Raw genomic sequence first — 14263 nt, forward strand, 5'->3', positions numbered from 1 at the left:
AGTACAACGGGCATCGGGCGGACTCGACCCTCGTGCACGGGAACGGCACCGCGGCCCCGCCGACAACCTCCCCCCACCGCTCGAGGTCTGGAGCCGGACGCACGAGAGGCGCGCACCGGCCGTGGCCAGTACGCGCCTCTCGTGGGCTGACGGTCGGGACCGTCAGGTGTGGAGCTCGGTGATGTCGTCGCCCAGCTCGGTGAGCAGGGTGTGCCGCGCCTCGCGACGACGGCGCTGCTCCCCCGGCTCGGGGACCGGTGCCGCTGCGAGAAGACGCCTCGTGTACTCCTCACGCGGGTTGAGCAGCACCTCTTCACGCGTGCCCTGCTCGACGATCTTGCCGTTCTGCAGCACCACGACGCGGTGCGCGAGCATGTCGATGACCGCGAGGTCGTGCGAGACGAAGACGCAGCCGAAGCGGTAGCGCTCCTGCAGCGCGGTGAACATCGCCAGGACGCTCGCCTGGACCGACACGTCGAGCGCCGAGGTGGGCTCGTCGGCGACCAGCAGCTCCGGGTCGAGCGTGAGCGCGCGGGCGATGCTCACGCGCTGACGCTGACCGCCCGAGAGCTCGTGCGGGTAGCGGTTGATGACGTCGCGCGGCAGCTCCACGGCGTCGAGCAGCTCGTAGACCTTGGCCAGCCGGGACTTCTTGTCGCCGATCTTGTGCACCACGAGGGGCTCGGCGATGAGGTCACCGATGGGGAACCGCGGGTTGAGCGACGACGCGGGGTCCTGGAACACCACACCGATGCGCTTGCGCAGCGCCTTGGACTGCTTGCGGTTCATCTCCGCAAAGCTGGTCCCGAAGATCGACACCGAGCCGCCGACCGCCGGGATGAGACCCAGCGCGCAGCGAGCGATGGTCGACTTGCCCGAGCCCGACTCCCCCACGACACCGACGATCTCGCCCGACCCGACGGTGAAGGTCACGTCGTCGACCGCCCGGAACGGCGGCTTGCCCAGACGCTGGTACTCGATGACCAGGTTCTTCAGCTCGAGCGCCGGCTTGTCGCCCTCGGGCGCTTCCCCGACCTCGGTGACCGAGGTCCCGAGCTGGCCCGGCCCCGATCCGAGACGGGGCACGGACCCGAGCAGCTTCTTGGTGTACTCGTGCTGCGGGTGGTTGAGGACCGCGTCGGCGGTCCCTGTCTCCACGATCGAGCCCTTGAGCATCACGGCCACACGGTCGGCCATGTCGGCCACGACCCCCATGTTGTGCGTGATGAGCAGGATCCCGGTGTTGAGCTTGTCCTTGAGGGAGCGCAGCAGGTCGAGGATGTCGGCCTGGACGGTCACGTCGAGAGCCGTGGTGGGCTCGTCGGCGATGATCACCTTGGGGTCGCAGCTGATGGCCATGGCGATGACCACGCGCTGGCGCTGACCACCCGAGAGCTCGTGCGGGAACTGCTTGACGCGACGCTCCGGCTCGGGGATGCCGACCATCCGCAGCAGCTCGACGGCCCGGGCCAGCGCCTTCTTGCCGAAGGCGATGCCGTGCAGCTCGAGCGCCTCGGTCAGCTGGGACCCGATGGTGAGCACGGGGTTGAGCGCGGTCATGGGCTCCTGGAAGACCATGGCCACGTCGTTGCCGCGCATGCGGCGCAGGCCGCGGTCGTCGAGCTCGCCCACGACCGTGTCGCCGACCGTGATCCGGCCGGAGACCCGGGCGTTCTTGGGCAGGAGACCGAGGGCCGTCATCGACGTGACGGACTTTCCGGAGCCGGACTCGCCGACCAGCGCGAGGACCTCGCCCGGCTGGACCGCGAGGGAGATGCCCTTGACGGCGTGCACGGTGCCGAACTCGGTGCCGAACTTGACGTCGAGGTCGGTGAAGGACAGGACTGCCGTGCTGGTGGCGTCCACGGGAGCGGGTGCAGAGGTGCTCATCAGTCCTTGTTCCTGTTCTGACGGGGGTCGAAGGCGTCACGGAGGCCGTCACCGATGAAGTTCACGGTGAGCGCGATGGCCAGGATGAACAGACCGGGGAACCAGAAGAGCCACGGCCGGTTGGTGAACGCGTTCTGGTAGTCGCTGATCAGCAGGCCGAGCGAGACGTCCGGAGGCCTCACGCCGAAGCCCAGGAAGCTCAGCGCCGTCTCGAGCAGGATCGCCGAGGCGGTGGCGAGCGTGGCCGAGACGATGATGACGCCGATCGTGTTGGGCAGGATGTGCTTGACGATGATCCGGGGTGAGCCGGTGCCGATCGCGCGGGCCGAGGCGACGAACTCGCGCTCACGGAGCGAGAGCACCTCGCCGCGGACGAGCCTCGCCAGACCCGTCCAGGTCACGAGCCCGAGCATGACCGCGAGAGGGATGATCCCCAGACCCGAGGCGATCTGGCCGAGGACGGCCGCGAGCACCAGGAGCGGGATGACGATGAGGAGGTCGGTCAGACGCATGAGGATCGCCTCGACCCAGCCGCGGAAGTACCCGGCGAGCCCACCGACCACCGTCCCGATCACGGTCGACAGGATGCCGACGGTGAAGGCGATGATGAGGGAGACCTGGGTCCCCTTCATGACGAGCGCGAAGTAGTCCTTGCCCGTGGAGTCCTGCCCGAAGGGGTGCTCGCCGAGCGAGAACGGGAAGGCGAAGGTCGGCCGCCCGCCGTCGATGACGTTCGCAGCCTTGGTGTAGTCCTTGTCCCACCAGCCGGGGACCGGGCCGAAACCGATGGACGTGAAGGCGAGCAGGGTGATGAGCACGAGGATGACGAGCGAGATCATCGCGCCCTTGTGCCGGAGGAAACGCCGGACCACCAGCTGGCCCTGGCTGTAGGACTTCTGCTCGGTCTTGGACGGACCGGGGTCGTCGTGCATGTGGCCGGCGACCGGGTCGATCCCGCCGGCGGCCGGGGTGGGCACGCGCTCCGGGTCGACAGGGGTGTTGGGATCAGTCATTGCGCTCTCCGGTGGTCGTGGAGCATGCCGTGGGCACGGTGGTGAGGGTCGAGATGGTCATGACCGTCACCTCCTGATCCGCGGGTCGAGGGCCGAGTACGCGAGGTCGGCGAGGAGGTTCATGATGATCGCGGCGGTGCCGGTCACCAGGAAGAACGCCATCACGGGCGCCGGGTCGACCTGCTTGAGGCCCGTCTGGAAGAGCTCTCCCATGCCCTTCCAGCCGAAGACCTGCTCGGTGATGACCGCACCGCCGATGAGGCCGGCGAAGTCGAAGGCCACGATCGTGGTGATCGGGATGAGCGCGTTGCGGAAGGCGTGCTTGACGATCACCACACGCTCGGACAGGCCCTTGGACCGCGCCGTGCGGACGTAGTCCTGGTTCATCACCTCGAGCATCGAGGACCGCGTGTACCGGGTGTACGAGGCGACCGAGATGAGAGTCAGCACGATGGTCGGCAGGATGAGCTGCGTCCCCTTGTCGAGGAACCCGTCCCAGAACGTCCCGACGAGGTTCGGCGTCTCGGAGCCGATCGTCGAGATCGGGCGGGGCTTGAGGCGCAGCAGGCTGCTCCAGTTCGAGACCGCGTAGTCGGCGACGGTGAGGATGCCCATCATCACGGCGGTCGAGATCGAGATGCTCATGGCCAGACGGCGGGACTCGCCGCCCCAGAACCACCCGACGACGGCACCGACGACGACGGTCACGAGGCCGAGGACCACGAGGATGGTCCAGCTCGGGTCCTCCAGGATCGGTGCGGTGACGAAGTAGGCGACGACGCCGACCGCGACGGTCGTGAGGCCCGCGTAGAGGACCCGGCGGTTGCTCAGCCCGACGATGAGGACCGTGAGGCCGACGGCGAAGGCCGCCGCGACGAGGGTCACCACGCCGATGCCGAGGGCCGGTCGACGGAACCACTCGACGGCGGAGAAGTAGAACATCGCCGCGACCACGAAGACGATCGCGACGCCAGCGGTGAGGAGCCGCCGCTTGAGCCTGCCGCCCAGCACGCCCTGGAGCACGATGCCGATCACGAGTGCTGTGATGACGATCTGCACCGGTGTGAAGGTCGGTTCGACGATCCAGTCGTTGAACCTGATGGCGCCGTACTCCTTGAGGAGCACCGCGACCCAGAACACCGGGAGCGAGAAGAAGAGGAAGGCCATGAAGGTCACGACGTAGTCGAACCCCGAGTACTGGCGGATGGCGGTCATGATGCCGACGAGGATTCCGACGATGATCGCGAGCACCGTTGCGAGGATCACGAGCCGGAGGGTCGAGCTGACCGCGTTGCCCAGGAGGGCGGTGACGTCGGTGCCGTTGCGGTTGGTCCCGAGGTCGCAGTTGAGGGTGAAGCACTTGCCGACACCGCGGAGCCAGTCCCAGTAGCGCGAGTACCAGGGCTGGTCGAGGCCCATGAAGGAGGTGCGCTGCTGGATGAGGTATTCGCGGTTCTTCGCGTTGCTCTCGCGGAGATCAGCGATGGGGTCACCGGAGTTGATCACCAGGACGTAGAGCAGGAGTGAGCCGCCGAGCAGGACGAGGAGTGACTGTCCTAGTCGACGCAGGATGAACTTGGTCACGAACTAACCCTTCAAGTTCCATTGGAAGCCGCGGACCGGCTGCGCGCCCCTGCACGCGACGGGCCACAAAACTTCTCCATAGTGCCATGACCGAGAGGCTTCTGGCTCACACGACGGCTGGGGTGGGGGCTGTGCGCCCCCACCCCAGCCTGTGCGGTGGTCAGGCGCGGTCGGCGCCCGACCACCGGGGCCTCGCAGCTGCGAGACCCCGATGATCACGGGTGATCAGGATGCGCGGACCCACTGCTCCGCGTTCCACGCGACGGTGTTCTGCGTGGCGGTCCGACGGACGTTCGAGATCGTCGAGTCGAAGGCGCTCACACCAGGGTGCGCGAAGACCGGGATGCCGTAGAGGTTGTCCCACAGCAGCTTCTCGATGGTCTTGATCTGGGTGAACTGCTCGTCCTCGTCGAGGGTGGAGGCGAGTGCCTGCCACGCCGCGTCGACCTCGGCGTTGGAGAAGCCACCGTAGTTCTGGGCTCCGGTCGAGGAGTAGATGTTCTGACCGGAGACGATCTGGCCCGATCCGGCCCAGGCGAAGAGGGCGACCTCGTAGTCACCGCGCTCGAGCGTGCCGCCCGGCGCGAAGAAGTCCTGGTTGCCCGCGTCGGTGACGTTGAAGCCGGCCTCGTCGCAGCTGGACTTGATGAGCGCGACCTGCTCGGTGCGACGCTGGTTCGGAGCCGAGTAGCCGATGCGGACGTCGATCGGGCCGGTCACGCCGGCCTCCTCGATCTTGGCCTTGGCACCGTCGATGTCGACCTCGTCGTAGCGGCCGTCGTAGGACGTCTCGAGGAGCTCGGAGTAGCGGTCCTGGAACGGGAAGACCTCGCGGGCGTTCATGACGACAGCCTCGGGGTCGACGGGCTTGACCAGGTTGTCGACGATCTGCTGGCGCGGCACGCACATGGCGAAGGCCTCACGCAGCGCGAGGTTGTCCGCGAAGACACCGTTGTTGAAGTTGAAGTCCAGGTGCTCCCAGGTGAGCGACTGCCCGGTCTCGAGGGTGACCGAGTCGCCGATGGCCTCGAGCTGCGCGACGGTGTCGACGGTGGCCTGCGGCTCGATGACGTTGAGGTCACCGTTCTGCAGCGCCTGCACCTGGGCCTCGGGGGCCACGAAGCGGTAGACGAGGGTCTCGGTCGCAGGCGGGGTGCCCCAGTAGTTCTCGTTCGCGACGAGGGTGATCGACTGGCCGGCGCTCCACGACTCCAGCTTGTACGGGCCGGAGGACGGGGCGATCGCCTCGTCCGGGAGGGTGCCGGGGTTCGGGGAGAGCCATCCGGTGTTCCAGAACTCGGCGACCGGGCGGAGGGTCTCGACGTCCTTCGCCTTGATGGCCTCGACGAGCTCTTCGATGGTCAGGCCACCCTGCTCGGCGGCGACGTGCGCGGGGAACGCGCCCGTGACCTGGAGCTGGTAGTCGGGGTACGGAGCCTCGTAGTCGTACGTGAAGGTCTTGCCGCCGATCTCGCCCTGCGGGCCGTCGAGGACACGCCCGCCGAACTCGAGGCCCGAGACGCTGTTGAACAGCGGGACCGGGTTGCCGTCGGCGTCGGTGCCGTCGGTGATGGCCTGCGTGGCCCAGTCGAGGAGGTAGTCCTCGTAGGCGATCGGGGTGCCGTCAGACCAGACCGCCGCGTCGTTGAGCGTGTACTCGACCGACATGGGGTCCTCGGACGTGAGGGTGAAGGTCCCGTAGTTCTCGTCCTGGTAGATGGTGCCGTCCGTACCGAAGTACATGAAGCTGCCGAAGATGCGGTCGTTGACCACCGAGTTGTAGGTCGAGTACGTCTCCGGCGTGTTGCCGTTGTACCCGAGCCACTCCTCGCCACCGAGGCTGTACGAGATGGAGTCGCTGGCGGTCGTGACCTCGCCGAGGTCCTCCTTGCCGGCGCTGGTCGGCTCGGAGGAGCCGCCGGTCCCGGTGGTGGCCGTCGCGCTGGGCGAGTCGTCTCCGCCGTCGTCGGACGACGTGCAGCCCGAGAGCACGAGTGCTCCCACGGCGAGCATGGCGACCGTGGCGTGAGTGCGCCTGATCTTCAATGTTCCTCCTCGAAGGATGTGAGATACCCGCGGTCCTGCGACGCGTCCCCCTCCGGCCGGGAAGACCGGCCGGGGGGTGCTGGCCTGGGCATGTTGCGTATGAGAAAACTACCCATGCGACCTGCGTCACCCTGACAGATCACGGAGAAAGAGGACTATCGTTACCGAGTTGATACTGGTCGGTAACATTGGTCATCTGCTGTTCACATTGTGAAATCAGCACCGCGAGACCGTTGGCAGCGCAACGTTTTCAGGCCCGCTGAACTGGGACGCAAGCGCCACTACACCCGCCGAACCGCATTGACACGCGGAACGAAACGGTCTAAAGGGGACCGTCGGCGGACGCGCCTTGTCCCGGGCGGAGCCGCCTCCGGCGGCGGTGGCTCCGGAGTGGTCGCACCACGCACCCGCGCACCACGTCTGCACCCGTCGTGTCGAGCATCGGTGAGCACCCTGTGGACAGACGCAGCGGCGCGCCAGGACGCCCCGACGCCGAGGATAGGCTCGCAGACGAGACAGGCTCCCGGACTCCAGGAGCCACGTCGTCGACGACAGGAGCACGAGACCCCCATGAGCGCCGGAACCCACCAGGCAGGATCCGTCCCCCCGCAGCGCAGCGTGGTCCCGGCGCCACCGCCGCTCCCCCTCGGCGGCCTCACCTCCGAGCAGCGCGCCGCGCTCTCCACGGCACGCGACGAGCTCACGCGGTTCGTCATGGCGTACCAGTTCGGCATGGAGGAGATGCTGACCAAGGTCAACATCCTCAAGGACGAGTTCCACTACGTGCACGACTACAACCCCATCGAGCACGTGAGCTCGCGCCTGAAGTCGCCCGAGGGGATCCTCACCAAGGCGCTGCGCAAGGGCTGCCCGTTGCGCGTCGACGCGATCCGCGAGCAGATCTTCGACATCGCCGGCATCCGGATCACGTGCAGCTTCATCGCCGACACCTACACGATCCGCGACATGCTCATGGCGCAGGAGGACGTGACGGTCGTCGAGGTCAAGGACTACATCGCCGAGCCCAAGGGCAACGGCTACAAGAGCCTGCACCTCATCGTCCAGGTGCCCGTGTACCTCTCCGACCGCGTCGAGCGCGTCAACGTCGAGATCCAGATCCGCACCATCGCCATGGACTTCTGGGCGAGCCTCGAGCACAAGATCTACTACAAGTACGACGGCGACGTCCCCCAGACTCTCCTCGACGAGCTCCGCGACGCCGCCGACGCCGCCAACCGGCTCGACGTGAAGATGGAGCGGCTGCACCAGGAGGTGAGCACGCTGCACCAGGAGCAGCCGGCCACGAGCACCGACGGCGCCCAGCCCGACGGGACCCTCGAGTCCGTGCCCGCCGAGCTGCTGCGGTCGCTGTTCCAGCAGATCGGGCGCGAGACCGGCACGTAGGCACTCACGGTCCAGGGTCGTCACCGAGGCGGCAGCACCCGGACAAGCCTCGATCCGCTGCCCGGGTGGAGCAGCGCGTCGGCTCGGCCGCGACGCCCGTCTCGCACGGCAGGGTCGGCACGGTCGAGGAGCTCGACGGACATCTGGGTGCGACTGTTGCCCTCGAGGACCTCGCGGTGGTCCTCGACGAAAGCCCAGTAGAGGGCGTCCCAGTCGCAGGTCCACTCCCCCGCGGGCAGGTCGGACATCTTCCGCAGATAGGCGCTGCCCGAGACGTAGGGCTTGGTAGTGACCGCGTCGCCTGCGGCGAACTGGCTCATGGCGTAGACGTTGGGGACCATGACCCAGTCGTAGGCGTCGACGAACATGGCCGTGAACCACTCGTAGACCTCGTCGGGGTGCACGCGCAGCAGGCACATGGCGCTGCCGAGGACCATGAGCCGCTCGATGTGGTGGGCGTACCCGGTCGTGAGCACCCGCGAGACCACGAGGTCGACGGGAGCCAGCCCGGTCGTCGCGTCCCTCCAGCCGTCCCCGAGCCTGTTCTGGTGGTCGAGCCGGTTCGACGTCCGCATCCGTCGACCGTGGACGCGGTACGTGGCGCGCATGTACTCCCGCCACCCGATCACCTGCCGGACGAAGCCCTCGACCGAGGCCAGCGGCGTGTCGGGCCCCGCGTCGTCGAGCACCGCCTGCACCACCTCGCGGGGGTCGAGCAGCCCGACGTTGAGCGAGGCGGTGAGGAGGCTGTGCGCCACGAAGGGGTGCTGCGCCGAGATCGCGTCCTCGTAGGGGCCGAAGTCCCGCAGCCGGTCGCGCACGAACTCTGCGAGGTGCGCCCGCGCCTCGGCCGCAGAGGTGGGCCAGGCGAACAGGTGCGGGTCTCCCGGTGCGTCCGGGAACTCCGCGGCGACCCAGGCGATCGCGCGGTCCACCTCGGGGTCGCGGGGAGCCTCGCCCCCGGGCTCCTCGTCCCCCATGAGGGCGTCGAGGTCGAAGACGTCGTCCCGCGCGAGGGCGGGGTGGCCGGCGAACAGCCCGACCCGCGGTGGCTCGTGCCCCCGCGGCAGCCTCTTGCGGTTGTCCTCGTCGAATGACCACCGACCGCCCCGGGGCCCGGAGCCGTCGAGGAGGATGCCGAGACGACGGCGCTGCCACACGTAGAAGTCCTGCATCCGTGCCTGGTCCCCCTGGAACCAGCCGTCGATCTGGTCGCGGTCCGTCAGGAAGCCGGGCGACTCGAGCACGTCGGCCACCTGGACCGCGTACCCGCCGTCCGCGAGCGCCGCGGCGAGGTCCTGCTCCATCCAGTCGTCGACCACGTCGAACCAGGTGACCCGGGTCGGCGCCAGGGACCGGACGAGACCTGCCAGCTGGTCGCGGGAGCTGCGGTGCGCGTCGCTGGTCAGGACGTGGACCTCGAGGCCGTGGTCGCGCAGCGTCTGGGCGAAGCGCGCCGTGGAGGCCCGGTGGAGCACGAGCTTGTGGGAGTGGAAGGCGTACTGACGGTAGAGGAGGTCGTGCTCGACCACGACGACCACGGTGCCGGGGTGGACCTGGAGGTGCTCGGCGAAGAGCTGGTGCGGGAGCACCAGGCGCAGGTGCGGTCCGTCCGTCACGCGGCGAGCGCTGCGGCGACGGCGCGTCCGGCGCGGTCGCCCGAGACGAGCGCGCCCTGGATCGACCCGGTGCCCTGGTGGTCCCCGGCGACGAGCACCCGGTCTGCGGTCCACCGTGGGCGACGGTCGTGCAGCGGTGGGGGCTGCGCGGGGAGGGTGTGCGGTACGACGTGGTGGGCGAGCACCTCCCAGCCGACGGTGGAGGTGCGGTAGAGGCGTGCGAGGTCGCGGAGCACGTCGGCCTCGGTGGCCTGTCCGTCGGGTCGGTCGAGCAGGGTGGTGGCCTGGACGAGGTGCTCGCCGGGCGGGGCGTAGGAGGGCGCGGCCTCGGAGATGACGGCGGTGTTCCACACCGGACCGGCGGGGCCACCGCCGGGTCGTGAGGCGTCGAGCAGCAGGAAGCGGCCGGCGAGCGGGAGCTCGGTCGCCCGGAACCACCAGGTGGTGAGGCCGTGGGTGACCGGGGTGGGGAGGTCGGTGAGCTCCGAGACGTCCTGGGGGCCGACGGCCACGACGACGGCTCGGCTGCGCACGGTGCCCTGGTCCGTGGTGACCTCGACGCCGCCCGGTGTCTCTCTCACGGTGCGTGCGGCGGTGCGCAGACGGACGGGTCCGGTGATCCAGGCGGCGAGCTGGTCGGGCAGCGCCTGCATGCCCTCCTGCGGCAGTCCCGGGGCGCCGAGAGCGAAGATGCGCATCAGCAGACGCACGTACCCGGCCGAGGCGGTCCCGCTGCTGTCGGCGAGGACGCCCGCGAGGAAGGTGTCGAGCAGGTCGGTCCGCAGCCGGCCGGTGAGCCCGGCGTCGTCGAAGGACGCGTGGAGCGTCTGGTCCTGCCCGGGCCGGAACACGGTCTTGGGGCGGAGCAGGGTCGGGCCCAGCCAGCGGGCGAGCGCGACCACGTCCGAGGGCGGGGTGTGGTGGCTGCGGATCGTCTCGAGAGCGTGCTGCGGGTGACGGACCGGGTGGGCGAGCGTCGTCGTGGTGTCGCCGTCGCGGACGACGGCGCCCACACCGAAGCGCTGGAGCCGGAGGGACCGCACGTCGACCCAGTCGCGGACCGCCGGGTAGGCCGGGTTGAGCACCTGGAACCCGCGGTCGCAGAGGAAGCCGTCGACGCGGTCGGTGCGCACGCGACCGCCGACGGCGTCGCCCGCCTCGAGCACGACCACGCTGCGGCCGCTGCGCTCGACCCGGCGGGCGCACTGCAGCCCGGCGAGTCCTGCGCCGATGACGATGACGTCGGTGTCCATGGGGCTCCATCCTGTTGCCGGTCAGTCTCGCCGCGGTGGACAGGGCGGGCAACCGGGCAGGTGTCGGTCGTGGCGCCGCCCGCTAGTCGGTCGAGCCCGAGGCCTCGTAGTCCGCGCGCAGGATCACCGCGCGGTCGAGGAACGCACGGTCAGAGGTCATGAGGGCGAGGGTCTCCACCTGGCGCACGACGCCACGGTGGTAGCTGCCCGGCTGCCACTCCCGGTCCTTGCAGTACTGGCCCGCGCAGTAGTACGAGACGTCGCCGCGGGCGCGGTACGCCCCGAAGGAGTGCAGGACGGTCGTGGCGGCGCCGTCGAACAGCTCGACGGCCGCCTCGTCGTCGGTGAGGCGTGCGTAGTCGTAGAGGCCGAAGGTCGCGTAGATGTGGCCGTTGACCACCTGGACGGGCTCGACCGACCCGACGTACTCCTCGAACCACAGGCACCCGGACGCGTCGACGTGCACGAACCACGGCGTCGAGGCGTCGCCGTCGGCGGGTCCCTCGACCTCGAAGGTCCGGAAGGTCTGCTCGGCGGCGTCCGCCCACAGCGGGTCGCCGGTCTGGTCGGCGAGCCTCGTGAAGAGCGAGAGCCCCTGCCCCTGGGCCATCCCGGAGTACCAGGGGGCCTCGAGCGTCATGCTCTCGTCGCCGTGCATCGAGTACTCGAAGGGGTAGGCGAACCAGAGAGCGCCGTCGTCGGCGGTGGTCGCCCCGTCGAGGAGCCGGGTGGCCGTCGCCAGCGCCCGGCGGAGGTACTCGGGATCCCCCGTGAGCTCGTAGGAGCCGAGCGTGGCGAGCCCGTACTGCGCGAGCGCCACCGGGTGGTAGTCGGGACCCCGCCCGTGCGTCGCCTCGCTGACCAGCGCCCCGTCGTCGTCGACCGCGGGGTCGTCGAGGTCGACGAGGGTCCGCTCGGTCACCGCGTAGTAGTCCGGCGTGACGGGACCTGGGCGCAGACCGCTCACGCCGAAGCCCGCGACCGGGCCCGCGACGCCCGGCGCCGGAGAGAGCCCGGGCCCGTCGACGCACGAGACCGCCTCGACGACGTCAGGCTCCGTCGTGCAGGACGTCAAGACCGGCGCCGCGAGGAGCCCGAGCGCGACGAGCGCGCTGGTGAGTGACGGATGGATGGTTCCTCGACGACGCACTGCTGCCCCCCGGCTGTCGTGCACCCGACGGCTCTGGCCAGCGGGGCCCGGCCCGGCTGGCACGACCGTCGACGGGCAGGCGCGGCGCTCTGACCTCGGTGTACGTCCACGACGCTAGTGAGGAGCGGCGTCGACGCCATCCACCTCAGGGTCGATAGGAAAGGCCCCAGGGCGTTTCTCCCTCCACCCCCGGGTGCTCCGCCCTCCACCCTCGGGTGGACAGCCTGGAGAGCGCGGCGCGTCGAGGGCCACGACTGCCGTCCTGAGCACCGGGGGCTGCGTTCATGAGGCCGGGCAGACCATTCAGGTCGTTCGCCGTCTTGTGGTCCCGGGGGATGTGAGCGGCCCGTTCTCCGCTCGCTGCGCTACCGTTCTCAGGCGTGCTGCACTACCGTTCTCAGACTGTCAGCCCCATCGATGTCAGCGTCCGACATGCTCCCGCGACGCCCTGACCAGGCGCTCGACGAGCGCGTCCGGGATGGGTCGGCGTGAGGTGAAGGTGATGCCGGTCTTGGTCGCCTTGAGGCCGGCCGCCGAGATCTCGTCGGACAGCCCTGCGACCGCCTCAGGCAGCACGTACAGGCCGCACTGCTTGCTGAACGCCGCATAGCTCGCGACGACAGTCCCGTCGACCGTGAACCCTGGCATGCCGTAGGCAACCATCTCCTCCGCCTCTGGGAGCACCCCCGCGACCAGCGCGCGCAGCCGCTCCAGCTCGAGACGGAACGGCTCGGGCGCCGCGGCGATGTAGGCGTCGTGGTCGGCGGGGGTCGTCATATCGGTCTCCTGGCGTGGAGCGGGAAAGTCGGAGCCATCGTCTCATCGCCTGTCCGCGACGGCGGAGGCACGACGGACCGGGCCTCGCGGACGAGACAGCCTCGGAAGACCGGGGCGCGTTCTCACCGGTCAGAGCAGGAACAGCCCGAGCACGTAGATCGCGGCGAATGCTGCGGTGCCCTCGATGGCCGTCGCGACCGTGAGCGACCTGTAGGCCGTCGCCACCGGGATGCCGCTGAGGCGCGAGACCACCCAGAAGTAGGAGTCGTTGGCGTGCGAGACGACCATGGCTCCGGCACCGACGGCGAGGACCGAGAGGGTCGCGCCCATGGTGGAGCCCAGGCCGATCGAGTCGAGCAACGGCGCCACGAGGGCCGACGTGGTCACCATCGCCACGGTCGAGGACCCCTGCGCCGTCTTGAGCGCAGCGGCGATGAGGAACGGCACGGCCAGGCCGATGCCGAGCCCGGAGAGGCTGTCGCCGAGGACGTCCATGAGCGGGGACGCGGCGAGGACCGCTCCGAAGGCTGCGCCGGCCGCGGTGATGAGCAGGATGGGCGCCGAGACACGGATCGCCTCGTCGATCTGGCTGTTGAAGGTGTCGAGCTTGCCGTTGCCGCGCAGCAGGGATGCGGCGACGACCAGGCCGAGCATCAGGGCGATGACGGGAGTCCCGACGAAGCCGATGATCTCGAAGGGCACACCCTCGCCGAAGGGTCGGCCGGGGAGCTTGGCGATCGAGCCGAAGCAGATGAGGAGCAGCGGGACGAGGATCGGCATGAAGGCGGCGAAGGCGTGAGGGAGACGGCCGTACCCGGCGCGCAGCTCCTCGTAGGTCTGCTCCGCCTCCGGGGTGTCCATGTCGTCGCCGCCGGTGGTGATCGGGGGGAGCTTCGTGTGGAGGAACCTGTTGGCGTAGAGCATCCCGGCGAGCGCTGCGACGGCAGCGACCGGAAGGCCGATGCCGATGAGCAGCCCGAGGTTCTCGACCCCGAGGTTGGAGGCCGCGGCCAGCGGTCCCGGCGTCGGCGGGACGAGCGTGTGCGTCGCGTACAGACCGGTCATGAGCGCGACCGAGGTGGCGAGCGTCGAGACGCCGGTCCGCAGGGTGATGGCCTTGCGGAGCGAGTTGAGGATGACGTACCCGGAGTCGCAGAAGACCGGGATGGAGACGAAGAACCCGATGACCGTCATGGTGAGGGTCGGGAACCGGGTGCCGATGAGCCGGATCAGTGCCTCGGCCATCGCGATGGCCGCGCCGGACCGCTCGAGCAGGACGCCGATCATCGTGCCGAAGAGGATGACCAGGCCGATGTTGCCGAGTGTCCCGCCGAAGGCCGTCGTGATGGTGGTGACGATGTCGGCAACGGGGATCCGGTAGGCGAAGGCACCGAGGAGCGCGGCGCCGAGCAGCGCCAGCACCGGGCTGACCTTCCAGCGTGCGGTGACGAGCACGATGCCCGCCACGAGCACGAGGAGGATGAGGATGTCGAGCATGAGGAGGGCTCCTTTGCCGCTCAGGTGCGC

Annotated in this window: 10 protein-coding genes; 1 reads left to right on the forward strand and 9 read right to left on the reverse strand. The window is 69.4% G+C overall.

Features of this window, described 5'->3' with window-relative positions; genetic code table 11:
- Positions 1-162: 162 nt before the first annotated feature.
- The 4 genes from SKED_RS12850 to SKED_RS12865 form a co-directional block, all read right to left on the reverse strand.
- On the reverse strand, positions 163-1890 hold the full coding sequence (locus tag SKED_RS12850) for an ABC transporter ATP-binding protein (RefSeq protein ID WP_012867591.1): 1728 nt from the start codon (positions 1888-1890) through the stop codon (positions 163-165).
- Entirely contained in the window at positions 1890-2903 is a 1014-nt protein-coding gene (locus SKED_RS12855; RefSeq protein WP_081447988.1) for an ABC transporter permease, read from the reverse strand. Before SKED_RS12855 ends, SKED_RS12850 begins: the two co-directional genes overlap by 1 nt.
- A 66-nt stretch (positions 2904-2969) precedes the next feature.
- On the reverse strand, positions 2970-4487 hold the full coding sequence (locus tag SKED_RS12860; RefSeq protein WP_012867593.1) for an ABC transporter permease: 1518 nt from the start codon (positions 4485-4487) through the stop codon (positions 2970-2972).
- Positions 4488-4712: 225 nt separating this feature from the next.
- Positions 4713-6533, reverse strand: a complete 1821-nt coding sequence (locus tag SKED_RS12865) for an ABC transporter family substrate-binding protein (protein WP_012867594.1) — start codon at positions 6531-6533, stop codon at positions 4713-4715.
- A gap of 570 nt (positions 6534-7103) precedes the next feature.
- On the opposite strand from SKED_RS12865, the gene SKED_RS12870 reads away from it, so the two are divergent.
- Positions 7104-7937, forward strand: a complete 834-nt coding sequence (locus tag SKED_RS12870; protein WP_012867595.1) for a GTP pyrophosphokinase — start codon at positions 7104-7106, stop codon at positions 7935-7937.
- Between the two features lie 20 nt (positions 7938-7957).
- On the opposite strand, the gene SKED_RS12875 is transcribed toward SKED_RS12870, so the two are convergent.
- The 5 genes from SKED_RS12875 to SKED_RS12895 all read right to left on the reverse strand — a co-directional run bounded on the left by SKED_RS12875 (position 7958) and on the right by SKED_RS12895 (position 14233).
- Complete coding sequence (locus SKED_RS12875; protein ID WP_012867596.1) at positions 7958-9556, reverse strand: cryptochrome/photolyase family protein; 1599 nt, start codon at positions 9554-9556, stop codon at positions 7958-7960.
- Positions 9553-10809 carry an NAD(P)/FAD-dependent oxidoreductase gene (locus tag SKED_RS12880; RefSeq protein ID WP_012867597.1) on the reverse strand — a complete coding sequence of 419 codons (1257 nt, stop codon included), beginning with the start codon at positions 10807-10809 and terminating at the stop codon, positions 9553-9555. The genes SKED_RS12875 and SKED_RS12880 overlap by 4 nt, the downstream gene beginning before the upstream one ends.
- Before the next feature lie 82 nt (positions 10810-10891).
- The gene (locus SKED_RS12885; RefSeq protein ID WP_143755732.1) at positions 10892-11983 is read right to left on the reverse strand and encodes a D-glucuronyl C5-epimerase family protein; all 1092 of its coding nucleotides are present in this window, start codon (positions 11981-11983) and stop codon (positions 10892-10894) included.
- A gap of 396 nt (positions 11984-12379) precedes the next feature.
- Entirely contained in the window at positions 12380-12736 is a 357-nt protein-coding gene (locus tag SKED_RS12890) for an iron chaperone (protein ID WP_012867599.1), read from the reverse strand.
- 129 nt (positions 12737-12865) lie between these two features.
- Positions 12866-14233: a GntP family permease gene (locus SKED_RS12895; RefSeq protein ID WP_012867600.1), complete on the reverse strand. Its 1368-nt coding sequence runs from the start codon at positions 14231-14233 to the stop codon at positions 12866-12868.
- Positions 14234-14263 lie beyond the last annotated feature (30 nt).

Source organism: Sanguibacter keddieii DSM 10542 (assembly GCF_000024925.1).
Classification (GTDB): Bacteria; Actinomycetota; Actinomycetes; order Actinomycetales; family Cellulomonadaceae; genus Sanguibacter; species Sanguibacter keddieii.

Excerpts from the sequence above, each read along its gene's own strand:
- SKED_RS12850 (WP_012867591.1), bottom strand. The coding sequence starts at position 1,890 with ATGAGCACCTCTGCACCCGCTCCCGTGGACGCCACCAGCACGGCAGTC.
- SKED_RS12855 (WP_081447988.1), bottom strand. The coding sequence starts at position 2,903 with ATGACTGATCCCAACACCCCTGTCGACCCGGAGCGCGTGCCCACCCCG.
- SKED_RS12870 (WP_012867595.1), top strand. The coding sequence starts at position 7,104 with ATGAGCGCCGGAACCCACCAGGCAGGATCCGTCCCCCCGCAGCGCAGC.
- SKED_RS12880 (WP_012867597.1), bottom strand. The coding sequence starts at position 10,809 with ATGGACACCGACGTCATCGTCATCGGCGCAGGACTCGCCGGGCTGCAG.
- SKED_RS12890 (WP_012867599.1), bottom strand. The coding sequence starts at position 12,736 with ATGACGACCCCCGCCGACCACGACGCCTACATCGCCGCGGCGCCCGAG.
- SKED_RS12895 (WP_012867600.1), bottom strand. The coding sequence starts at position 14,233 with ATGCTCGACATCCTCATCCTCCTCGTGCTCGTGGCGGGCATCGTGCTC.